The 21,839-nt window shown below is 70.7% G+C and carries 20 protein-coding genes; 8 read left to right on the top strand and 12 right to left on the bottom strand.

The window, feature by feature from the left end:
* Window positions 1-134 precede the first annotated feature (134 nt).
* Both ACFWBD_RS31250 and ACFWBD_RS31245 read left to right on the top strand, forming a co-directional pair.
* Window positions 135-839 (top strand): RNA polymerase sigma factor, encoded by a 705-nt coding sequence (locus ACFWBD_RS31250; protein ID WP_385674180.1) that lies wholly within the window; start codon window positions 135-137, stop codon window positions 837-839.
* Complete coding sequence (locus ACFWBD_RS31245; protein WP_385674078.1) at window positions 836-1,987, top strand: CU044_5270 family protein; 1,152 nt, start codon at window positions 836-838, stop codon at window positions 1,985-1,987. Before ACFWBD_RS31250 ends, ACFWBD_RS31245 begins: the two co-directional genes overlap by 4 nt.
* A 182-nt stretch (window positions 1,988-2,169) precedes the next feature.
* Here the strand turns inward: ACFWBD_RS31245 and ACFWBD_RS31240 are convergent, their stop codons facing one another.
* The gene (locus tag ACFWBD_RS31240; protein ID WP_385674177.1) at window positions 2,170-2,616 is read right to left on the bottom strand and encodes an Hsp20/alpha crystallin family protein; all 447 of its coding nucleotides are present in this window, start codon (window positions 2,614-2,616) and stop codon (window positions 2,170-2,172) included.
* Between the two features lie 151 nt (window positions 2,617-2,767).
* On the opposite strand from ACFWBD_RS31240, the gene ACFWBD_RS31235 reads away from it, so the two are divergent.
* Window positions 2,768-3,070: a hypothetical protein gene (locus tag ACFWBD_RS31235; protein WP_385674075.1), complete on the top strand. Its 303-nt coding sequence runs from the start codon at window positions 2,768-2,770 to the stop codon at window positions 3,068-3,070.
* Between the two features lie 13 nt (window positions 3,071-3,083).
* Here ACFWBD_RS31235 and ACFWBD_RS31230 read toward each other — a convergent pair whose 3' ends face one another.
* On the bottom strand, window positions 3,084-3,992 hold the full coding sequence (locus tag ACFWBD_RS31230) for a hypothetical protein (protein ID WP_385674073.1): 909 nt from the start codon (window positions 3,990-3,992) through the stop codon (window positions 3,084-3,086).
* 62 nt (window positions 3,993-4,054) lie between these two features.
* Window positions 4,055-5,098, bottom strand: a complete 1,044-nt coding sequence (locus ACFWBD_RS31225; protein WP_385674070.1) for a GlxA family transcriptional regulator — start codon at window positions 5,096-5,098, stop codon at window positions 4,055-4,057.
* Window positions 5,099-5,353: 255 nt separating this feature from the next.
* Here ACFWBD_RS31225 and ACFWBD_RS31220 point away from each other — a divergent pair, with 255 nt between their 5' ends.
* Together ACFWBD_RS31220 and ACFWBD_RS31215 are read left to right on the top strand one after the other, a co-directional pair.
* Window positions 5,354-5,833: a hypothetical protein gene (locus ACFWBD_RS31220; protein ID WP_385674067.1), complete on the top strand. Its 480-nt coding sequence runs from the start codon at window positions 5,354-5,356 to the stop codon at window positions 5,831-5,833.
* Window positions 5,834-6,033: 200 nt separating this feature from the next.
* Window positions 6,034-7,521, top strand: a complete 1,488-nt coding sequence (locus ACFWBD_RS31215) for an alginate lyase family protein (protein WP_385674174.1) — start codon at window positions 6,034-6,036, stop codon at window positions 7,519-7,521.
* Window positions 7,522-7,561: 40 nt separating this feature from the next.
* Here ACFWBD_RS31215 and ACFWBD_RS31210 read toward each other — a convergent pair whose 3' ends face one another.
* Together ACFWBD_RS31210 and ACFWBD_RS31205 are read right to left on the bottom strand one after the other, a co-directional pair.
* Window positions 7,562-9,079 carry an MFS transporter gene (locus ACFWBD_RS31210; RefSeq protein WP_385674064.1) on the bottom strand — a complete coding sequence of 506 codons (1,518 nt, stop codon included), beginning with the start codon at window positions 9,077-9,079 and terminating at the stop codon, window positions 7,562-7,564.
* Window positions 9,080-9,144: 65 nt separating this feature from the next.
* On the bottom strand, window positions 9,145-10,467 hold the full coding sequence (locus ACFWBD_RS31205) for a DUF445 domain-containing protein (RefSeq protein WP_385674171.1): 1,323 nt from the start codon (window positions 10,465-10,467) through the stop codon (window positions 9,145-9,147).
* 214 nt (window positions 10,468-10,681) lie between these two features.
* On the opposite strand from ACFWBD_RS31205, the gene ACFWBD_RS31200 reads away from it, so the two are divergent.
* Window positions 10,682-12,043, top strand: a complete 1,362-nt coding sequence (locus ACFWBD_RS31200) for an SGNH/GDSL hydrolase family protein (protein ID WP_385674061.1) — start codon at window positions 10,682-10,684, stop codon at window positions 12,041-12,043.
* A gap of 217 nt (window positions 12,044-12,260) precedes the next feature.
* On the opposite strand, the gene ACFWBD_RS31195 is transcribed toward ACFWBD_RS31200, so the two are convergent.
* Window positions 12,261-12,818 carry a recombinase family protein gene (locus ACFWBD_RS31195; protein ID WP_385674058.1) on the bottom strand — a complete coding sequence of 186 codons (558 nt, stop codon included), beginning with the start codon at window positions 12,816-12,818 and terminating at the stop codon, window positions 12,261-12,263.
* Between the two features lie 515 nt (window positions 12,819-13,333).
* On the opposite strand from ACFWBD_RS31195, the gene ACFWBD_RS31190 reads away from it, so the two are divergent.
* Window positions 13,334-14,269, top strand: coding sequence for an alpha/beta fold hydrolase (locus ACFWBD_RS31190; RefSeq protein ID WP_385674055.1), 936 nt, complete (start codon window positions 13,334-13,336; stop codon window positions 14,267-14,269).
* 457 nt (window positions 14,270-14,726) lie between these two features.
* On the opposite strand, the gene ACFWBD_RS31185 is transcribed toward ACFWBD_RS31190, so the two are convergent.
* From ACFWBD_RS31185 to ACFWBD_RS31170, 4 genes are read right to left on the bottom strand one after another with little or no spacing between them, the layout of a single operon-like run.
* A complete protein-coding gene (locus ACFWBD_RS31185) occupies window positions 14,727-15,584 on the bottom strand; it encodes a DUF1707 domain-containing protein (RefSeq protein WP_385674052.1) in 858 nt (285 codons plus the stop codon).
* Between the two features lie 9 nt (window positions 15,585-15,593).
* Entirely contained in the window at window positions 15,594-16,634 is a 1,041-nt protein-coding gene (locus tag ACFWBD_RS31180) for an ATP-binding cassette domain-containing protein (protein ID WP_385674168.1), read from the bottom strand.
* A 20-nt stretch (window positions 16,635-16,654) separates the two neighbouring features.
* Window positions 16,655-17,419 carry an ABC transporter permease gene (locus ACFWBD_RS31175; RefSeq protein ID WP_385674165.1) on the bottom strand — a complete coding sequence of 255 codons (765 nt, stop codon included), beginning with the start codon at window positions 17,417-17,419 and terminating at the stop codon, window positions 16,655-16,657.
* A gap of 49 nt (window positions 17,420-17,468) precedes the next feature.
* Window positions 17,469-18,269, bottom strand: a complete 801-nt coding sequence (locus ACFWBD_RS31170; protein ID WP_385674049.1) for an ABC transporter permease — start codon at window positions 18,267-18,269, stop codon at window positions 17,469-17,471.
* Between the two features lie 243 nt (window positions 18,270-18,512).
* On the opposite strand from ACFWBD_RS31170, the gene ACFWBD_RS31165 reads away from it, so the two are divergent.
* Window positions 18,513-20,939, top strand: a complete 2,427-nt coding sequence (locus ACFWBD_RS31165) for a transglycosylase domain-containing protein (RefSeq protein ID WP_385674046.1) — start codon at window positions 18,513-18,515, stop codon at window positions 20,937-20,939.
* A 16-nt stretch (window positions 20,940-20,955) separates the two neighbouring features.
* On the opposite strand, the gene ACFWBD_RS31160 is transcribed toward ACFWBD_RS31165, so the two are convergent.
* Window positions 20,956-21,276, bottom strand: coding sequence for a multidrug efflux SMR transporter (locus ACFWBD_RS31160; RefSeq protein WP_020132220.1), 321 nt, complete (start codon window positions 21,274-21,276; stop codon window positions 20,956-20,958).
* A gap of 239 nt (window positions 21,277-21,515) precedes the next feature.
* Window positions 21,516-21,818, bottom strand: coding sequence for a GroES family chaperonin (locus tag ACFWBD_RS31155; protein ID WP_384123671.1), 303 nt, complete (start codon window positions 21,816-21,818; stop codon window positions 21,516-21,518).
* Between the last annotated feature and the right edge of the window lie 21 nt (window positions 21,819-21,839).

Raw genomic sequence — 21,839 nt, 5'->3', positions numbered from 1 at the left:
GGAGGGGTGTGATCCACGGCACTGGAACTGCTTCCCCCGCCCGGAGAGGTAGAGGTGTGAGTTCCAACGATGACGATGACGGTGGAGGTGGCGGTGGCGATGGTGATGACGTTGAAGGTGACGGCGACGGGCGGCTGCGCGCGCGGGTGCGGGGCGGGGAGCGGGCGGCGTTCGCCGAGCTCTACGAGTTGTACGCGGCGGCCGTGTACAACCATGCCCTCCGGCTGACCGGTGACTGGTCCGTCGCCGAGGAGGTCATGTCGGAGACGTTCCTCGCCGCCTGGCGGGGGCGCGGGGCCGTGGAGGTCGAGGGCGGGTCGTTGCGGCCCTGGCTGTTCGGGATCGCCACCAACAAGGCGCGCAACGCCGACCGGAGTCTTCGGCGGCGGCTCGCCTTTCTCGCCCGGCGGGCCGGTGCCGGAGCCGGCGCCGGAGGTGACGAGGCCGTCGGTGACTTCGCCGAGGACGTCGCCGGGCGGATCGACGACGCCCGTCGGCTCGCCGAAGTACGGCGGGTGCTCGGGCGGTTGCGGCGGCACGAGCGGGAGGTCATCGCCCTGTGCGTGTGGGGCGGGCTCGGCTACGCACAGGCCGCGGAGGCGCTCGGGGTGCCCGTCGGGACCGTTCGGTCGCGGTTGTCCCGGGCTCGTGCCCGGCTCCGGGAGATCGTCGAGCGGGAGACGGCGCAGTCCGGGCGTGCGGAACGACGACCGGAGCGGCGTACGGAACGACGACCGGAGCGGCGTGCGGAACGTCGTACGGAACCCCGCTCCCGTCGCGGAGAGGTAGAGAGTGAGACCGCGTTCGCGGTCCTGCCCATTCAGGAGGAAGCCCGATGAACGCCACTCCCGCCGGGAACGAGCAGGAGGAGCGCGCGGAACTCAAGGAACTGGGACGGCTGTTGCCGGCCGGTCCCGTCGAGCAGGTGCTGTCCCCCGGGCGTCGCTCCCATCACAAGGACGTTCTGATGCAGCTCATCGACAGAGACCGAGACCGAGACAGCGCCAGGGACAGGGACGGCGGTCGCGTCGTCGTCAGCGTCGGGGGCGGGGATCCGGTCCGGCCTCGGGCCGCTCGGCTGTCGCGGTCCGCTCTCGTCGCCGGATCCGTCGCCGTCGTCGTCGTCGCGTTGGCCGCCGGGCTCACCGTCGGGATCGGTGGGGGGCGGGACGACGGGGGTGGTACGGCGGCCCGGCCCGGTGCGAGCGGTACGGCGGGCGGGAGCCGTGGCGCCGTCGTGACCCTCGACCGTATCGCCGCCGTCGCTCTGCGGACGGACGTCGAGCCCGTGGACGACGGTCAGTTCGTGTACGTGCGCAGCAAGGGTGCCGGGAACGAGGGTGTCTTCGACGGACCCGTCGAGCTCGGGAAGATGCACGAGCGGCAGGTGTGGTTCTCGCAGCGGCAGGGGCCCGTGACCGATGTCGGGCTGATCCGTGAGTACGGACAGGACTGGCCGATCGAGGTCGGCGTGCCGGACGGTACGGATCCCAAGGACTCCGCGGTGCCGGCCGGCTTCGACCGGCCCACCTATGCCTGGCTCGCCTCGCTGCCCACCGATCCCGGTGCCCTGCTGAAACTGCTCTACGCCGACACCCCCGTCGAGGAGGGGGAGGACAAGGACCAGGAGGTCTTCGGACGGATCGGCGATCTCGTCGGCGAGCAGATCATGCCGTCCGCGACCGCTGCCGCGTTCTACAAGGCCACCGCCCGGATCCCCGGTGTGACCGAGGTGGCCGACGCGGTGGACGCCGCCGGCCGGCACGGCATCGCCATCGCCCGGGAGGACACCCGGCACGGCACCCGCACCGAGTGGATCTTCGATCCCGGCACGCTCGACTACCTCGGCGTACGCACCGTCTTCAGCCGGGACACCGAGCGGGCCGAGGCGGGGACGGTCTACGACACCAGTGCGGTGCTGGAGCGGGCCGTCGTGGACAGGAGCGGGCAGGAGCCGGGCCAGCGGCGTCGGGCCGGGCGCGGCTAGCCCAAGACGCCGGGCGGCGCGGGCACGGCGAGGACTTCCTCGTATGGCGGCTCGGGCCCCGTGCTCGGCAGGGGACTTCCTCGTGCGGCGGCTCGGGGCCCGGTGGTGCGGGTGCTCAGGGGCTCAGGGGCGCGTCGGGATGTGGGTGCCTCGGCGCTCCCCCGAGCCCCGTCAGGCACCCGTCATCCGCTCAGCTGCTTACGGTCGCCGCTCGCGCCGCCCGTGATCTGGATACGGCGCGGCTTCGCCCGTTCGGCCACCGGGATGCGGAGGGTCAGGACGCCGGCCTCGTAGGACGCGTCGATGCGGTCCGTGTCGAGGGTCTCGCCCAGGAAGAGCTGGCGGGTGAAGGTGCCGGTCGGACGCTCGGCGACGATCAGCTCCGCTCCCTCGGGGGCGGGGGAACGGCGCTCGGCGCGCACGTTGAGGACGTTGCGTTCGACGTCGAGTTCGATCGTCTCCGGGTCGATGCCGGGGAGGTCGAAGTGGACGAGGAACTCGTCGCCCGACCGGTAGGCGTCCATCGCCATCGCCGCGGGGTGGTGGTCGGTGCCTGTTCCCGTGCCGGGGCCGAAGAACTGCTGGGCGAGTCGGTCGAATTCACGGAACGGGTCGGTCCGCATGAGCATCACGGGTCACTCCTTTCCTAGGTGTTGGGTGCGATGCCCTACGCCTTCTTATATAGCTCGCGAGAGGAAAGTTGACAAGCCTCGGCTCATGTTCGTGGTGTCGGCGGGCCCGCGCGTTAGCCTCGGGGCGACCGATGAGAGGCGGGCAGACATGGCGAAGGTTCCCAGTGCGGTGATCGCCGCGGGCGGGCTGGTCGGCGGGTACGGCGTGGCCCGGTGGACGAGGAAGCGGCCGCTGGGCGGGGCCGTCCTCGCCGTCGCGGGGGCCGCGGCCGCGCGGCAGTGGCGGCAGCAGGCGGGCGGGAAGGCGGCGGGGGCGTTGACCGTCGCGTACGTCGCCGCCTTCGCGGGGTCGCATCCGCTGGCGAAGAAGGTCGGCGCCTGGCCGTCCGTGTTCGGCGTGGCCGGCGCGGTCGCACTCGCGTCGTGGGCGGTCGCCGACCGGCACGCCTGACCGGAGGCCGATCTCAGGGGGACGGCGGGTAAGGAGGGTAGGGGGCCGAGGGCGCCGTATACGGCGATGCCCCGTGACCGGGGTCCTGGCCCGCTACCGGCAGCGTCGGCTCCCACTCCGGCTCCGGCGTCCACTCCGGCCCTCGTCCCATCGCCGACGTGAACGTCATCCCGTACCGCTGGTTCAGCCGTCGTATCTCCCACACCGACAGAAGAGCCACCGACAGGGGGCCGCCCATCAGGAACGGGTAGAGGACGAGCGGCGGGGCGGCCACTTCGGGGCCGTCGAGGCAGCTCAGGACGAACAGGGACCAAACGAGGACCGGGGAGATCAGCGCGGGCAGCAGCTCGTGCACGTCACCGAGGCGGAAGCAGGAGTTGAAGGAGTACCAGACGCAGCTCAGCACCGAGAATCCCCCCATGACCACGACGACGAGGCAGAGGGGCAGGACGAGGACGAGGAACGGCACGAACGCCGCAACCGTTGCGAGAATGCCGTGGGAGTGGATCTCGCTCCACGGGATGATCTCTCCCCGCAGCAACTTGGCCAGCAGCGTGCCCCCGCCACCGGCCAAGATCGCGCCGATCAGCAGAGCGCGAAGCGTCTCTCCCGGCGCCTTGAGACGGCTGACGTAGACACGACGCAGCGGGGGACGGGTCGCGGTGATGAAGACCGCCACGGCGACCAGACCGGCCACGCAGAGGATTCCGAAGCCGGCCACCAGGTCCACCAGCTTGCCCAGGACGAACTCCGCGCGCCCTTCGGCGAGCGGGTAGGACACCAGCATCCATCCCGTCGCAGCGAGCCCTGCCACCGTACGGCCGGACTGGAGCCGCTTGATGACGGGGTCCTGGATCTGACCCGGGCGCGGGTCGGCGGCCCCGGCGCCGATCTCGAGGAACTCGCGAACAGTACGGAACATGCCGTTGAGATCCCTGCCGTCGCTGTTGACCAAGACGTTCGGCGGATCACCTTATACGATCTTTACTCCCCCGGGATCGGTTCCCGCCCCCTGTCGCTGGTCCTGTCCCCTGGTCCTGTCCCCTGGTTCCGTCCCCTGGCCTGTCCCCCTGGTCCCTCCCCCGACCGGAACGCCCGCCGATACCCCTGGGGGCTTGTGCCGACCACCTTGCGGAAGCGTTCGCGGAAGGCTGTCGGGGAGCCGAAGCCCGCCTGGGTGGCGATGCGGTCCACCGGGTACGCCGTCGACTCCAGCAGGTACTGCGCGCGTCGCACCCGCGCCCGGTGCAGCCAGCGCAGCGGTGTCGTACCGGTCTGTTCGCGGAAGCGGCGGTTGAGGGTGCGGGCGCTCATGCCGGCCCGCCCGGCGATCTGCTCCAGCGTCACCTCCCGGCCGCAGTTGTCCTCCAGCCAGGCCAGCACGGGTTCGAGGGTCGCCCCGGCGGGCGCGGGCGGCAGGTCATGGACGATGAACTGGGCCTGTCCGCCCTCCCGTTCGAGCGGCATGACCGACATCCGGGCCGCCTGCGCGGCGACCGCCGAGCCGTAGTCGCCGCGGATCATGTGCAGGCACATGTCGAGGGCCGCGGCGGCGCCCGCCGAGGTGAGGAACTGGCCGTTGTCGACGTAGAGGACGTTCGGGTCGACCGTCACCTTCGGGTAGCGCTCGGCCAGTTCGCGCGCCGCGATCCAGTGCGTCGTCGCGCGCAGTCCGTCCAGCAGGCCCGTCGCGGCGAACAGGAACGCGCCCACGCAGACCGAGGCGATCCGGGTGCCGCCCGCCGCCGCGTCCCGCAGGGCCTCCGCGACGCCGACCGGCAGCTCGTCCGGCGGGTTCGCGACCCCGGGCAGGATGATCGTGTCCGCCTCGGCCAGCGCCTCGAGCCCGTACGGCGCGCGCAAGGTGAACGCCCCCGCGCTCACCTCCCCGGAGGGGGACGGCGAGCAGACCCTGACCCGGTACGCCGGGCGCCCGTCGGGCAGCCGCGGCCAGCCGAAGGCGTCGATCGGGGCGGACAGGTCGAACGGGACGACCCCGTCCAGGGCCAGTACGGCGACGGTGTGCATGGCAAGAGGGTAGGCATACGACGGATCACGGCCACCCTGGCCTCCTGGTCACCGACGACCACCGGCCCTGCCCCGCCCCCGCCCGCCCTCGCCCTGACCCCGCCCGGCACCCACTCCGCACCCCCACTCACGCCCGCACCCCCACCCAAGCCCCCGCCCACGCCCACGCCCACGCCCATCCCTCTGGCGAGAATCCGTCGGCCTCTGGCATTTCCGCCGCTTCTGCGGTTGGCCCGTGCCGCCTAGCGTCGGTGCGTGACCAAGTTTCTCCTCGCCGTGCACGTCCTCGCCGCGATCGTCGCGATCGGGCCCGTCACCGTCGCCGCCAGCATGTTCCCGCCCGCCGCGCGCCGCGCCCTGGCCGCGCCCGACGACGCCCGCGCGAGCGAGACCGTACGGCTGCTGCACCGCATCTGCCGGGTGTACGCGGCCGTCGGCCTCGCCGTCCCCGTCTTCAGGTTCGCCACGGCGGGCGCGATGGGTGTGATGGGTGACCCCTGGCTGATCACGTCGATCGTGCTGACCGTGCTGGCCGCGGGTGTGCTGCTGGTCCTCGTGCTGCCCCGACAGGAGGTGCTCGTCGAGGGTGGTGGCGAGGGCGAAGGCACGGGCACGGGCGTGGCCACGCGGCAGACGACGGTTCAACTCGCCATGTTCACGGGTGTGTTCAATCTGCTGTGGGCGACCGTGACGATCCTGATGATCGTCCGCCCGGGGTCGACGACGGGGGCCTGACCACCGACCGGCCGGCCAGGTTTTCGTTATCGGCCCGGCCTCTCGTCCGTCTCCCCGGCATGCATCTGCAACCGCACCCGACCCGGCCCGGACAGCTCAGCCGCCGTGAGGCCAGTCCCCGTGAGGCCAGTCCCCGCGAGACCAGCCCCCGCCAGACCAGCCCCCGCCAGACCGGCCCGCGACAGATCAGCCGCCGGGGCCTGCTGAAGGCAGCGGGCGCGGCGGCCGGAGCCGTCGGTGTGGCCGCCGCCCTCCCCGCGGCCCCCGCCGCCGCCGTCGGATACGCGCACCCGGGCCTGCTGCACACCGGCGCCGATCTGGCCCGCATGGCCGCCAAGGTGAAGGCCGGCGCCGCGCCCTACACGGCCGGATACGCCAGGCTCACCGCCAACCGGCATGCGCAGAGCGGCTGGACGGCCAACCCGCAGGCGACCGTGTACCGGGGTTCGGGCTCGCCGCAGAACTACGCGATCCTCTACAACGACCTCCACGCCGCCTACCAGAACGGCCTGCGGTTCCACGTCAGCGGCGAGAGCGCCCACGCCGACACCGCCGTCGCGATCCTCAACGCCTGGTCGGCGAAGCTCACCTCGCTCGCGGGCTCGGCCGACCGGTTTCTCGCGGCCGGGCTCTACGGCTACCAGGCCGCCAACGCCGCCGAACTCGTGCGCGACCGGCCCGACTTCGAGCTGGAACGCTTCCAGAGGATGCTGAGCACGGTCTTCTCGCCGCTCAGCGAGAGCTTCCTGACCGACCACAACAACGCCGTGGTCACCAACTACTGGCCCAACTGGGATCTCACCGCCATGGCCTGCGTCCTCGCCACCGGCATCTTCTGCGACGACGGCGCCAGGGTGGAACAGGCCGTCGAGTACTTCAAGAACGGCTCCGGGCTCGGCGCCGTCAAGAAGGCCATCCCCGTGGTGCACGACGACGGTCTCGCCGAGTGGCTGGAGGCGGGCCGGGACCAGGGGCACGCGCTGCTCGGCGTCGGCCTCATGGGCACCTTCTGCGAGATGGCCTGGAACCAGGGCATCGACCTGTACGGCCACGACGACAGCCGTTTCCTCAAGGGCGCCCAGTACGTGGCCAAGTGGAGCCTCGGCGGGGAGGTCGCCTACACGGCCAACACCCGGGCGAAGGGTGCCGTGGGCGGCTGGTCGGGCAGCGAGACCGCCTCCGGCGCGGCCGGCGTCGACCCGGCGATGACCCGGCCGATCTGGGCGATGATCGCCAGCCACTACACCAAGCGCCGGGGGCTGTCGGCGCCGTACCTCACCCGCATCGCCGCCAAGGCGGCACCCGAGGGCGGCGGCGGGGACTACGGGCCCAACAGCGGCGGCTACGACCAACTCGGCTTCGGGACACTGGCGTTCACCCGGGACAGGTCGGCGTCGACCGCGGGCGGCTCCTCGACCGCTGTGTCGCCGTCCCCGTCCGTGCCCGCTTCCCGGGCCCCGTCGCCGTCCTCGTCCGCTTCCGGTGCCGTGGCGTCGGGCGGGTCGGCGGCGGCCTCCGTCTCGGCGGGGACGGCCGGGGCGGAGGCCGCCGCCGCGAACAGCGGCGGCCTCGCGTCCACCGGCTCCACCGACCTCGTCGCGTGGACCACGGCCACCGGCCTCACCGCCCTGGCCGGCGGCCTGCTGTTGCTGCGCCGGCGGGGACGGGCCGGGGGCGAGGCCGAGTAGGAGGCGCCGAGGGGCACCCGGGTGAGGCGACCGCGTGCCCTCAGGCGGTGGCCTCGCTCGGCCCGCCCGGCGTCGCCGCCTCGTGTGCCTTCGGCGCCGCCGCCGTCAGCGGTTGGGCGATGTCCTCCAGGGAGCGTCGCTCGGCGTTGACCGCCAGGAACACCGCCACCAGACCCGCCGCGCACATCAGGGCCGCGCCGATGCAGAAGGCGAGGACCGTGTCGCCGACCTTGCCCGTGTCGGTGAGCTCGGCGAACAGCAGGGGGCCGCTGATACCGCCGGCGGCGGTGCCGAGGGCGTAGAAGAAGGCGATGGACATCGCGCGGGTCTCCATCGGGAAGACCTCGGACACCGTCAGATAGGCGCTCGACGCGCCCGCCGACGCGAAGAACAGCACCGCGCACCAGCAGGCCGTCATCGTCGTCGCGGTCAGTGAGCCCTGGTCGAACAGCCAGGCCGTGCCGAACAGCAGCACACCGGAGAGCAGATACGTCGAGGAGATCATCACCCGTCGGCCGACCGTGTCGAACAGCTTGCCCAGCAGCAGCGGACCGCAGAAGTTGCCGATGGCGATGACGGCGAAGTAGTAGCCGGTGTTGCCGCTCGGCACGTCGAAGAACTTGGTGAGGATCGCGCCGAAGCCGAAGGTGATCGCGTTGTAGAGGAACGCCTGCCCGATGAAGAGGGAGAAGCCGAGGATCGAGCGGCGCCGGTAGTCGGAGAACACCGTGCGGGCGATCTCGGCGAAGGAGACACTGCGGCGCTGGTGGATGGTGAGCTCGCTGTCGGCCCGGGGCAGCCGCTCCCCCTTCTCCTCCTCGATCTGCCGTTCGATCGAGGTGACGATCTCCTCGGCCTCCCGGTCCCGGCCGTGGATCAGCAGCCAGCGCGGGCTCTCCGGGACGTGCCGTCGTACGAGCAGGATCACCAGGGCGAGGACGGCGCCCAGCGCGAACGTCAGCCGCCAGCCCACGTCCGCCGCGAAGATGTCCGTGTTCAGCGCGACGATCGACAGCAGCGAACCGGCGACCGCGCCCAGCCAGAAGCTGCCGTTGATGATCAGGTCGACCCGGCCCCGGTACTGCGCGGGGATCAGCTCGTCGATCGCGGAGTTGATGGCCGCGTACTCGCCACCGATGCCGAAGCCGGTGAGGAACCGGAGAAGCAGGAACCACCAGGTGTCGAAGGAGACCGCGGTCAGGGCGGTGGCCGCCAGATACACCGCGAGGGTGATCATGAACAGCTTCTTGCGGCCCCACTTGTCGGTCAGCCGGCCCCAGAACAGGGCGCCGACACAGGCGCCCGCCACATACAGCGCGGCCGCTAGGCCGGTGACCTGCCCGGAGGTGATCGGCAGGCCGCTGCCCGGCTCCGAAAGCCGGCTCGCGATGTTCCCGACGACCGTGACCTCGAGGCCGTCCAGGATCCACACGGTGCCGAGTCCGAAGACGATGGTCCAGTGCCAGCGCGACCAGGGCAGCCGGTCGAGGCGGGCAGGGATGTCAGTGGTGATCGTGCGGTCCTTCTCGGCCGGCACAGCAGCTTCGGCGCTGGTCATGGGCTCCCTCCTCGGCACGCTCCTCATCGAGCGGAGCGCGGATCGTGTTCCCGCGACCAGCGCCTCTAAGCCCCCAGCCCCCGCGCCACCGTGTAGATCAGCAACCCGGCCAGCGAACCCACCACCGTGCCGTTGATCCGGATGAACTGGAGGTCGCGGCCGATGTTGGCCTCGATCTTGCGGGTCGTGTGCTCCGCGTCCCAGCCCGCGACCGTGTCGGTGATCAGGGAGGTGATCTCCTTCCGGTACGTCGTCACCACGTGCACCGCCGCGCCCTCGACCCAGTTGTCCACCTTCTCCTGGACCTTGCGCTCGGTGGCCATCCGGGCCCCCAGGGACAGGAGGGAGGCCCGCACCCGCAGCCGCAGCTCACTGCGCTCGTCCTCCGCCGCCGCGACGATCATGGAGCGGACGGCCGTCCAGGCGGACGCGATCAGATCCTGTACCTCGCCCCGGCCCAGCACCTCGCCCTTGAGCCGCTCCACCCGCGCCCGGGTGTCCGTGTCGGACTGGAGGTCGCAGGCGAAGTCGGTGAGGAAACGGTCGAGGGCGCCCCGGGCCGGGTGGGACGGCATGTCCCGCATCTCCGCGCAGAACCGCAGCAGCTCCTTGTAGACGCGCTCACCGATCCGCTTGTCGACGAACCGGGGCGTCCAGCCGGGCGCACCGCCCTCCACCGCGCCCATCACCGAGTCGCCGTGCAGCACCAGCCAGTCGTACGCCCGGGTCACCACCAGGTCCACGGCCCGCCGGTGGCCGCCGTCCGCGACGACCTTCTCCAGCATCTTCCCGATGCCCGGCGCGATCTCCTGAGCGTCCGCGCGACGCGTGATCGCCTCCCCCACCACCGCCTGCACGTCCGAGTCGCGCAGCACCGTGAGCGCGCCCCGCAGCGCCGTCGCCAGCTCGGCCGTCACCCGGTCGGCGTGCTCCGGATCGGCCAGCCAGGCGCCCAGCCGGGTGCCGATGCCGACCGCGCGCAGCCGCTGCCGTACGACGTCCTCGGAGAGGAAGTTCTCCCCGACGAACTCACCCAGCGAAACACCCAGTTGGTCCTTCTTGCTCGGGATGATCGCGGTGTGCGGGATGGGCAGGCCGAGCGGGTGGCGGAAGAGCGCCGTGACCGCGAACCAGTCGGCGAGCGCACCGACCATGCCCGCCTCCGCGGCGGCCGCCACATAGCCCGCCCAGGGGCCGGCGCCCCGATGGGAGGCCCACTCGGCGAGCACGTACACCACGGCCACGAACAGCAGCAGCCCGGCCGCGGTCAGCTTCATCCGGCGCACCCCGCGCCGCTTCTCCTCGTCGGCCTCGCTGAAGACGGTCATCGTGCGTGCCGCCCTCGTGCCGGCCGGCCGCTCCGCTTCCGTACGATCCATCCGCTCCATCCGTTCCGGTCGACGCACCGTGCCACCCGTGTCCCGCACGCAGATATTGTCCCTACTTGACCGACTCCTGGAACGGAACAAGAGTTCCCGGCGTCTGTCAGGTGGCGGAGCTCAACGGTGAACTCCTGCACGAACGCATGAACGCGTAAACACAGGACCGCAGGACTGCGGGCCCCGGAGCCGCGCCGCTCCCCTCACCGAGGAGAACCCCCGCATGACCAGGCCTCACGTTCGGGGTGTGGGGGTGTCCCCCACAAGACACGGCGCCCTCCTGTCGGCGATCATCGCCCTGGTGGTGGGCCTGTCCGCCGCCATATACGTCTCCGTCGCCTCCGATCACGGCCCCGGGCCCGACCCCCGCGCGGTCACCCGCGCCGCGGCCCCCGGCCCCGGCAGCGCCGCCCCCATCTCGACGGGCGTCTGGGTCGGCACCTGGGCGGCCGCCCCGGTCACCGGCGAACCGGGCACCGCGACCGACGGCATGGCGGGCCGCACGGTCCGCAACGTCGTGCACACCAGCGTCGGCGGGACGAGTGCCCGCGTCACGCTGTCCAACCTCTACGGCACCGGCCCGCTCACCGTGACGCACGCCACCCTCGCCGTCGCGTCCGACGGCGGGAGCGCGGCCGCCGTCCCCGACACGCTGCGCCGGCTCACCTTCGGCGGCGCCACCACCGTCGTCGTCGCGGCCGGGGGGCAGACGGTCAGCGACGCCGTGACCGTCGCCGTCCCGCACGACTCCGACGTCCTGGTCAGCACCTACTCGCCCACCTCCGCCGGGCCGGTCACCTACCACCCGCACGCCCGGCAGACCAACTACGTCGCCGAGGGCGAGTCCACCGAGGACGTCACCGGCACCGCGTTCACCGGGGCCGGCGAGTTCTGGCGCTACCTGACCGCCCTCGACGTGCTCAGCAACGAGGCCGACGGCACCGTCGTCGCCCTCGGCGACTCCATCACCGACGGCATCACCTCCACGGCGGGCGCGAACCGCCGCTGGCCCGACGTCCTCGCCGACCGGCTGCGGGCGAGCGTCGCCGCCGACGGCGACGCGCCCCGCTACGGCGTCGTCAACGAGGGCATCAGCGGCAACCAGGTCCTCGCCGACGACTCCCGGCGCGGCGCCGCCGGCCTCAACCGCTTCGAACGGGACGTCCTCGGCCGTACGAACGTCAAGGTCGTCGTCATCGACCTCGGCGTCAACGACATCCTGCGCGACCCGGGGCTCGCCGACCCGCAGGCGGTCGTGAACGGCCTGCGCACCCTCGTCGAACGCGCCCACGCCCACGGCATCAGGGTCGTCGGCACCACCCTCACGCCGTTCCGCGGCCACCGCGGCTACAGCGACGGCCGCGAGGACGTACGGCAGCAAATCAACCAGGCGATCCGGGCGGACGGGGTGTTCGACGCCGTCGTCGACTTCGACCGGGCGCTGCGCGACCCGTACGACCCCCGCAGCCTGCGCTCGGAGTACGACTCCGGCGACCGTCTGCACCCCAGCGACCGGGGCTACCGCAAGATGGCGGAGACGATCGACCTGGCGGACCTGGAAGGCCCGGCACCCGCCCGCCTGTGACAGCCGCCGAGCCGCGTGACGGCCCCAGCCTCAGCCCCAGCCGTCGTCACGCCCTCAGTCCTCGTACGGCCATGGGGACCAGTGGAGCAGTCAGTATCGGTGAGAACGATCATGATCGGTGATGGCGGCCTGGCGGTGCCCTCGGGCGCGTCGTGAAGGCCCCGAGGACACCGCCCAGACACCGGGGAACAAGTAACCCGCCGGTAAGGAGTGGGCTCTACGGGGTGGGGTTGAGGGTCTTGTGCACGACGCCGACGGACACCTTGACGGCTGCGGCGATCTCGCGGATTGACTGGCCCTCGGCGCGGCGGGCGAGGATCACGCGCCGCTTGTCGTCGTCCACGACGGGGCGTCGGCCGCCGACGCGACCGCGTGCGCGGGCGGAGTCGAGGCCGTTCTTCGTCTTCTTCACGATGTCGCGGCGCCGGTCTTCGGCGAGGGCGAGGGCCAGGTCGAGGATGAGTGAGCGTTCGGTGTGCTCGCCGGCGGCGATGCCGTCCAGCACCTTGACGGCGATGCCGCGCTGGAAGAGGTCGTCGAGGACGATCAGCCCTTCGAGGAGGTTGCGGCCGAGACGGTCGACTTCCTGGACGGTGAGCATGTCGCCGTCGCGGAGGTAGTCGAGGGCGGCGGTCAGGCCGGGCCGTTCGTCGACGGCGAGCTTGCCGCTGATCTTCTCCTCGAAGACTTTGAGGCAGATCGGGCCGAGGGCGTCGTGCTGGCGCCGGGTCTTCTGCTTGTCCGTGCTGACGCGGACCAGTCCGATGAGCGCCACAGGGGCCCTTCCTGTTCATCAAACGTCTTCAGGTGGCGATCTGAACGCCAGCAGTTGATGAACGGGAAAATGAACGGTTCTCGCGGGGAGTCGGGGCGCAGAGCGACCCAGCGGCGCACGTTCGGTAAACGGTCGATTGATGAACGCCTCCTGCTCACCGGGGCGGGCATCGCCGTGAGCGTTTCATCAGTACGACGCCCGCTTCCGGTGCCGAGGAGGCCGCGCCGCAGCCGAACTTGAGGTTGCGGTGGGTCGCGTATAACGGTGCCGCCGCCCTCGGTCGCTGCCAGGAGAGCCGTCCACCTGCCCATCCTCGTGAAAGCGCGCGCGTGAGCCCCGTGACCAGCAGGCCCACATGATCCACAGCCTCAGCGGCCGCTCGCGGGGGATAACCCCACCGCGCTCGCTGGTCCCAGCGCCACCACCAATAGACATGCCAGCCGGATCGTGCGTGCAGCCGGGATCTCGAAGGATTGGGCAGACACGGCGCACCCTCTGCTCTCGAAGGATCACTCATGTCCCGCACCCCCCGCAGGCACCGGTCCACGTACCGCGTGCTGTCGTCTCTCGCCGTGCTGACCCTGGCTGCGGGCGCCGCCACGGCGTGCAGCAGCAACGACTCCTCGTCCAGTTCCTCGGCCTCTACGTCCGCCATCGCGTCCGCCTCTGCGGGGACCGGCAAGGCGGCCAAGGCGAAGCTGCACATGGTCAACAACGACGGTCACCGCCTGGCCTTCTACGCCATACAAGGCAGCGGTTCCACCATCGTCCTGGACTCGGGCGGCGGCGAGGACTCCTCGCAGTGGAAGGACATCGCCCCCAAGGTTCATGCGGCCACGGGCGCCACCGTCATCACCTACGACCGGGCCGGCCTCGGCAAGAGCGACGTGGTGCCCGGCGCGTGGAAGGTCCAGAGCGCCGTCAGTGACCTCAAGGCGGGCCTCAAGCAGTTGGGCATCACCAAGGACGTCACCCTGGTGGCCCACTCCCAGGCCGGCGAGATCGCGAACAACCTTGCCCAGGACGATCCGGAGATGCTCTCCGGCGCGGTCCTGGTCGACGCCAATCTCCCTCAGTTCTTCACCGACGAGGAAATTCCCCGCCTCGTCGCCGCGACCCGGCCGGACGTCGACGCGGCGAAGAAGGACCCCGAGAAGCCGGCCAACCGCCAGCTCATCTCCACCGCGGAGGGCTTCGCCGAAGCGCACCAGGTCTTCCACAAGGTGGTGTGGCCCGCCTCGGTACCCGCAACGGTCATGGTCTCGGAGAAGACCCCGTTCGCAGGCTCTCCCCCGGACGCCCAGCACTGGCGTGATGCGGCCGCCTCATTCGTCAAGGAAGCGCCCAACCGGACGCTCGTCACCGCCAAGGGCACCTCCCACGAGGTGCCGACGGAACGCCCCGACCTCGTACTCAAGGCGATCGAAGACAGGTTTGCCGCACAGCACTGACCCCAAGGGCGCCGGCGGTCTTGGGGTCCTGCTCGGTGCCCTCGCCTGGGCCGGGCTTCCCGGCCCAGGCCCCTGCTTCTTCCCACGGTCGAACAGCCCTGCCCTGACGGACCGGAAGGCCGGACAGCGTTTCAGACGGTGCCGTCCTCGTCGTCGTCGAGTTCCGGTGCCTCCGGATCGCGCAGCGGGCGCAGAGCGCCGGCGGCCGGGGTGGAGGCGGTGAAGCCGTAGCGGCCCAGGACGTTCAGATTCTTGTGCTTGAGCGGGGAGAGGCGGGCAATGTCCTCGTCGCGGATCTCGTGGCCCTACGCCTCGGCCTGCTCATCGGTCAAGAACTCCACTGGCATGCAACGGACGTAACCACCGACCCCCAAACGACCAGGGATCTTTCAGCGAACACCCATGCAGAACAGATCGCTTGTGCTAGTAGATCACCGCGAAATGACCATGATCGTTCTCACCGATACCGACTGCTCCACTGGTCCCCAGGGCCGTCGTAGCGGCGCTCCCGTTGTTCCTCCCGGGACCCGCTCCCCGCGCCGTGGCCCTGGCCGAGCCCGTGCCCGTGCCCGATGTCCTGGTGGCCCTCCAGCACCCGCCGGTGGGCCTCCCCCTCGTCGTCCCGGGACGACGAACGCAGCTCGCGCTTCGCCGCCTTGCGGTCCAGCTTCTCCTGCCGCCGGGCGGCCCGCGTCTTCTTGCGCTCGATGCCGACCCCGCCCCAGAAGGCGAACCCGCCGACGATCACCCGCGGCGCGCCCGGCTCACCGGGAACACCGGTCTCCCGCTGGTCGAAGCCGCCCATGACACCGATCCCGCGGACCACGACCTCGACCCCCGGCGGCACCGTGATCTGCAACCCGCCCATGATCGCGACACAGTTGATCTCGATCTCACCGGCGGCGAAGTTCGCCTCCCGCAGGTCGATCTCGCCGCCGCCCCAGAAGGCGAAGCAGTTGAACCGCCGGGGGGCCGTCCAGCGGCCCCTGCGCTGGAAGCCGGACAGCACGGCCACCGCCCAGGTCGACGAACCCTCGCCGCCCACGATCCGCCCGGCCCAACTCCCGTCCTCCAGCGGCTCCTTGTGCAGCGACACGACAGGCGGGAGCGGGACGCCGGCGACCGGCAGATCACGGGTGATCGGGGCCAACTCCCCGTACGTGCGCGCCTTGTACGTCTCCTCCAGCCGCTCCTCGAACTCCGTCATGTCGAGCCGGCCCTCCGCGAGGGCGTCCCGCAGGACCTCCACGACCCTCTCACGATCGGCGTCGGAGGCACGGAGATCCGGCAGGCCCGGGGCTGCGTCGTCGGTCATATCAGCAGCCTACGAGTTCCCGGGCCCCGGCACTACGGTCTCCCGCGCCGGCTCCCGGTCCGGCGGGGGTGCGGGGGCGTCCGCCATCGAATACAGCATCTTCGCGATCACGGCCTCGATGTCCGGCTCGCGCACCGACAGGTCCACCAGCGGGTACTCCGCCGCGATCCGGGCGACGAGCGGAGCCGCCGACTCCGACGCCGGGAACGCCAGCCACTGCCTCGGCCCGTCCACCTTCACCACCCGCGCCGCCTCCCCCACCTCGACCGGCGGCAGCTCCCGCTCCAGGTCCACCACCAGCGTCCGCTCGCTCTCCCCCGCCTCGTGCAGCCCGGCGAGCGCGCCGTCGTAGACCAGACGACCGTGATCGATGACCATCACCCGGGAGCAGAGCTGTTCGATGTCCTGGAGGTCGTGCGTGGTGAGCAGGACCGTCGTGCCGCGCTCGGCGTTCAGCTCGCGCAGGAACTCCCGCACCCGCGCCTTGGAGACCACGTCCAGCCCGATCGTCGGCTCGTCCAGGTAGAGCACCTCGGGGTCGTGCAGCAGGGCCGCCACGATGTCCCCGCGCATCCGCTGACCGAGCGACAGCTGACGCACCGGCACCTCCAACAGGGGGGAGAGGTCGAGGAGTTCGACCAGCCGGTCGAGGTTCTGCCGGTAACGGACGTCCGGGATCCGGTACATGCGGTGCATCAGCCGGTAGGAGTCGATCAGCGGAAGGTCCCACCACAGCGTCGTACGCTGCCCGAACACCACCCCTATGCGATGCGCCAGCCGCATCCGCTCACGGGACGGGTCGATCCCGGCGACCCGCAGCCGGCCCCCGCTCGGCGTCAGGATCCCGGTCAGCATCTTGATCGTCGTCGACTTCCCCGCGCCGTTCGGCCCGATGTAGCCGACCATCTCACCGCGCGCCACGGTGAAGGAGATCGCGTCCACCGCCCGCACCCGCCGCAGCTCCCGCTTCAGGAACCCGGTCCTGCGCCGCACGTCGAAGACCTTCTCGACCCGGTCCACCTCGATGAACGCACTCTCCGACACCGGCATGCCCTCCGACACGGTCACCCTCAACTCCCCGTACTCCGATACGTCCGCAGCCCCGCCCGCCACGCCAGCCCCGCCGCCGCACAGCACCCCACCGCCACCAGCGGCGGAGCGAACGCCGCCCAGTCCGGCAGCCCCAACGGATACGGCCGCCCCAACACATAGGACGCCGGAACCCAGTTGACGAACGCCAGCGGCAGCACGAACGTCACCCCGCGCACCAGTTCCTTGCCGAACACCGTCGGCGGATACTGCAACAGCGTCTGACCGCCGTACGTGAACGCGGCCTGCACCTCGGACGCGTCCTGCGCCACGAACTGGAACGCCGCGCCCGCCACGAACACCGCCGAGAAGATCACCCCGCCGCACACCAGCATCACCGGCACCAGAGCCACCTTCACCGGCGTCCAGGCGACATCCAGCGCGGCACACGCGTAGCCCAGCACCAGCGTGCCCTGGATCAGCCGGGCGACCCGGCGCAGCGCGAACCGGTCCGCGGCGACCTGGGCCAGCACCGGCGCCGGCCGCACCAGCAGCGTGTCGAGCGTGCCGTCCCGCACCCGCGAGCCCAGCCGGCCCGCCGAGCCGATCGACAGATCCGCGAGCCCGAACGACGTCGCCGACAGCCCGTACAGAAAGGCGACCTCCGGCAGCGTGTAACCGCCGAGCACGTCCACCCGCGAGAACATCAGCAAGATCGCGACAAAGTCCAGCCCGGTCACCAGCAGGCCGCCGACCACCGTCAGCACGAACGACACCCGGTAGGCCAGCGTCGAACGGATCCACATGCCGGCGATCAGCCGATAGGCCCGCAGCCCCTCCGTCAGCCGGCCGCCCTCACCCACCCTGCACCACCACCCGCCGCGTCGCCGCCCGCTGCACCAGTCGGCCCACCGCCAGCAGCACCACCGCCCAACCCGCCTGGAAGGCGAACGCGGGCAGCGGATCGGTCCGCCCCATCAGCACGTCGGCGGGCATCTGCAACAACGCCGACCACGGCAGCAGCGTCACGATGTCACCGAGCGGGTCGGGAAACGCGTTGAGCGGCAGCGCCATCCCCGAGAAGAACATCCCGGTGACCATCAGCACCTGCACCGCTCCCGTGCCGTCCATCAGCCAGAACCCGCTCAGCGCCACCAGGAACCGGATCCCGTAACTGACCACCATCGCCAGCGCGATCGTCACCGCGAAGGCCAGCCAGATCACCGGATCGTGCGGCAACGCGGTGGGAAAGAACAACGCCCCGAAGACGAAGGGCAGCACCCCACGGCCCAGCAGCTGGAACAACGCCCGCCCCAGGTCACCCGCCAGCCACCACGCCTGGAGATCGGCCGGCCGGTACAGATCGATGGCGACCTCACCCGTGCGGATCCGCTCCATCAACTCGGTCTCGAAACCGCCGCCCTGGATCGCGAGCGTCGCGAACAGCGCCTGCCCCAGCCACACATAGGTGACCGCCTGCGCCTGGTCATAGCCCCCGAGGTGCGGCCGCTCGTCCCACAACGCCAGATATGTGTAGACGAGGATCAGGCCGAAAACGGTATTGGTGAACACCCCCGCGGCCGTGGCCACCCGATAGGTCGCGTACCTTCTGAAACCCCCCGCCGCGACGGCCGCGTACAAACGTGCCGATCCCAAGGCAACCGTCCTCCTCGCCCGCTAGTCACCCTTGGTGCCCGCTTCGACACCGAAGCGCAGGAGCCTAGTGCGCCGCTCCCGTCGCGTGCCACGCGTTTTCCGGGCACGACGTGTGACCGAACGCGCGCCGATTGTCGGGAACGGAACGCTTGGTGCGAGAGTCTTCAACAGGGGACGCACATGGCGTACGAGGCTTACGAGGCGTACGGGAACGTACAACGCGAAACAGGAGTCCAGCAACACATGAGTGACGAGCCACAGCCGCAGCAGCCCACCGAGGGCTCGGCACCCGGAGCGCCCGAGGCGGGTGACGGAGGAAGTGGCAAGGAAGGCAAGAAGATGAAGCGACCCAAGCGCACCGGCCTGCGCCGGCTCCTGCCCACCTGGCGGATGGTGCTCGGCACGTTCGTCCTCGGCGTCCTGGTGCTCGCCGGACTCTTCTTCCTCGGCTACTCCATGGTCGAGATCCCGCCGGCCAACGCGCTCGCCACCAAGCAGTCCAACGTCTACCTCTACGCCGACGGCACCGAGATCGCCCGCGACGGCACCGTCAACCGCGAGAACGTCGACCTCTCCCAGATCTCCAAGGACGCCCAGCACGCCGTCCTCGCCGCCGAGGACCGCGACTTCTACACCGAGTCCGCCATCGACCCCAAGGCGATGCTCCGGGCGGGCTGGAACACCGCCACCGGCAAGGGCAAGCAGTCCGGCTCCACGATCACCCAGCAGTACGTGAAGAACTACTACCTCGCGCAGACCCAGACCGTGACCCGCAAGGTGAAGGAGTTCTTCATCTCGATCAAGCTGGACCGCGAGACCTCCAAGGACGAGATCCTCGAGGGCTACCTCAACACCAGCTACTTCGGCCGCAACGCCTACGGCATGCAGGCCGCCGCCAAGGCCTACTACGGCATCGACGCCGCCGAGCTCACCCCCGCCCAGGGCGCCTACCTCGCCGCCCTCGTCAACGCGCCCAGCGAGTACGACATCATCGCCCGCCCCGAGAACAAGGCCGCCGCCGAGGCCCGCTGGAACTACGTCCTCGACGGCATGGTCACCAAGGGCTGGCTCAGCGAGTCCAAGCGCACGGGCATGAAGTTCCCCACGCCCAAGGAGACTTCGGGCGCCGACACCGGCATGTCCGGACAGCGCGGCTACCTCGTCAACGCGATCAAGGACTACCTGCGCGAGAACAAGATCGTCACCCAGGACGAACTCGACGCCGGCGGCTACCGCATCACCACGACCATCGACAAGAAGAAGCAGAACGCCTTCGTCGACGCCGTCAACGACAAGCTGATGAAGAAGCTCGACACGAAGAACCGCAAGATCGACACCTACGTCCGCGCGGGCGGCGCCGCCGTCGAACCCAAGACCGGCAAGGTCCTCGCCCTGTACGGCGGCATCGACTACGTCAAGCAGTACACCAACAACGCCACCCGCCAGGACTTCCAGGTCGGCTCCACCTTCAAGCCGTTCGTCTTCACCTCGGCCGTCGAGAACGGCTCCGAGACCCAGGACGGCCGCCAGATCACCCCCAACACGATCTACGACGGCACCAACAAGCGGCCCATCCAGGGCTGGAGCGGCGGCACCTACGCCCCCGAGAACGAGGACTACGTCAACTACGGCAACATCGACGTGCGCACCGCCACCGACAAGTCGGTGAACTCCGTGTACGCGCAGATGGCCGTCGACGTCGGCCCCGCGAAGGTCAAGCAGACCGCCGTCGAACTCGGCCTGCCCACCGACACCCCCGACCTCCAGCCCTACCCCTCCATCGCCCTCGGCACGGCCAACGCCAGCGTCCTGGACATGGCGGAGGCCTACGCCACCCTCGCCAACCACGGCAAGCACGGCACGTACAGCCTGATCGAGAAGGTCACCAAGGACGGCTCCGACGTCGTGGACCTGCCCGAGCAGAAGTCCTCCCAGGTCGTCAGCCGCGAGGCCGCCGACACCACCACCTCGGTCCTGCGCAGCGTCGTCCAGAACGGCACCGCCACCGCGGCCCTCGCCGCCGACCGGCCCGCCGCGGGCAAGACCGGCACCGCCGAGGAGGACACCGCGGCCTGGTTCGCCGGCTACACCCCCGACCTCGCCACCGTGGTCGCGGTCATGGGCCAGGACCCGCAGACCGCCGCCCACAAGTCCCTCAAGGGCGCGATGGGCCTGCCCCGCATCAACGGCGGCGGCGCACCCACCGAGATCTGGGCCCAGTTCACCAAGAACGCCCTGAAGGGCGAACCGGCCACGGACTTCAACCTCCAGATCCAGGAGGGCGGCGAGCAGTCCGCCTACCCCTCGGCCCCGCCCTCCGAGGACGAGCCCACCGACGACGAGACCGACGGCAGCTCGCCCAGCTCCGACGCCACCAAGGGCCAGACGCAGGGCCAGACCCAGGGGCAGACGAACGGCGGCACGACCACCGGCAACACGTCGACCGGCACCACCTCCGGCAGTACCACCGACGGCGGCACCACCGACGGCAGCACGTCCACCGGCACCACCGACGGCGGGACGACGACCAACGGAACGACCTCGGGCACCAGCTCGGGCACCACCGGCGGCAACACGTCCACCGGCACGACCGACGGCGCCACCGGAGACACCGGCAACACGGCCGGCACGACGACCGGCCCCCAGCTGACAACCACCGGCTGGGACTGACGTGTCCTGACGTCCCTCAGTGACCGCTGGTCGCCTTGAGCCCCACCACGGCGACCAGCAGCAGACACACGAAGAAGATCCGGGCGGCGGTCGCCGGCTCCCCCAGCACCACCATGCCGACCACCGCGGCCCCGGCCGCCCCGATCCCGACCCACACGCCGTAGGCGGTACCGATGGGGAGGGAACGGGCGGCGTACGACAGCAGCAGCATGCTGGCGACGATGCCGGCGCCCGTGAACAGACTCGGGACGAGGCGGGTGAACCCGTCCGTGTACTTCATCCCGATCGACCAGCCGACTTCCAGCAGACCGGCGACGACGAGCAGAACCCAGGCCATGAGGGACACCTCCGAGACGCGAACGCGAACGCACTGACACAGCGATGCGTCGTCTTTTCCTGCGTTCCACGGGCATCCCTGCCTGCGGCATCCCGGTACGGCGCGTCTCGTCGGGCTCCTTCCAAACGTAGCAAAGAAGCGACAAAAAGGCTGGTGACCATGGTCACCAGCCCTTTGTGCCGACTACATCAGAGGTACCGACCGGTCGGAGACACGGACCGGTCGGAGATACCGGCCGATCAGAGATACAGACCGGTCGAGTCCTCCGAGCCCTCGAACCGGTCGGCCGCCACGGCGTGCAGATCGCGCTCCCGCATCAGCACATACGCGACACCCCGCACCTCGACCTCCGCACGGTCCTCGGGGTCGTACAGCACCCGGTCCCCCGGCTCCACGGTCCGCACGTTCTGCCCCACGGCGACGACCGCCGCCCAGGCCAGCCGACGACCGACGGCCGCGGTGGCGGGAATCAGAATGCCACCACCCGAACGCCGCTCACCCTCGCCGGTCTCCTGCTTCACGAGCACACGGTCGTGCAGCATCCGGATGGGCAGCTTGTCGTG

This window comes from Streptomyces sp. NPDC060002 (assembly GCF_042737245.1).
Lineage (GTDB): Bacteria > Actinomycetota > Actinomycetes > Streptomycetales > Streptomycetaceae > Streptomyces.
Note: the sequence above shows the minus strand (reverse complement) of the source record. Positions and strands in the feature narration are given on the sequence as shown.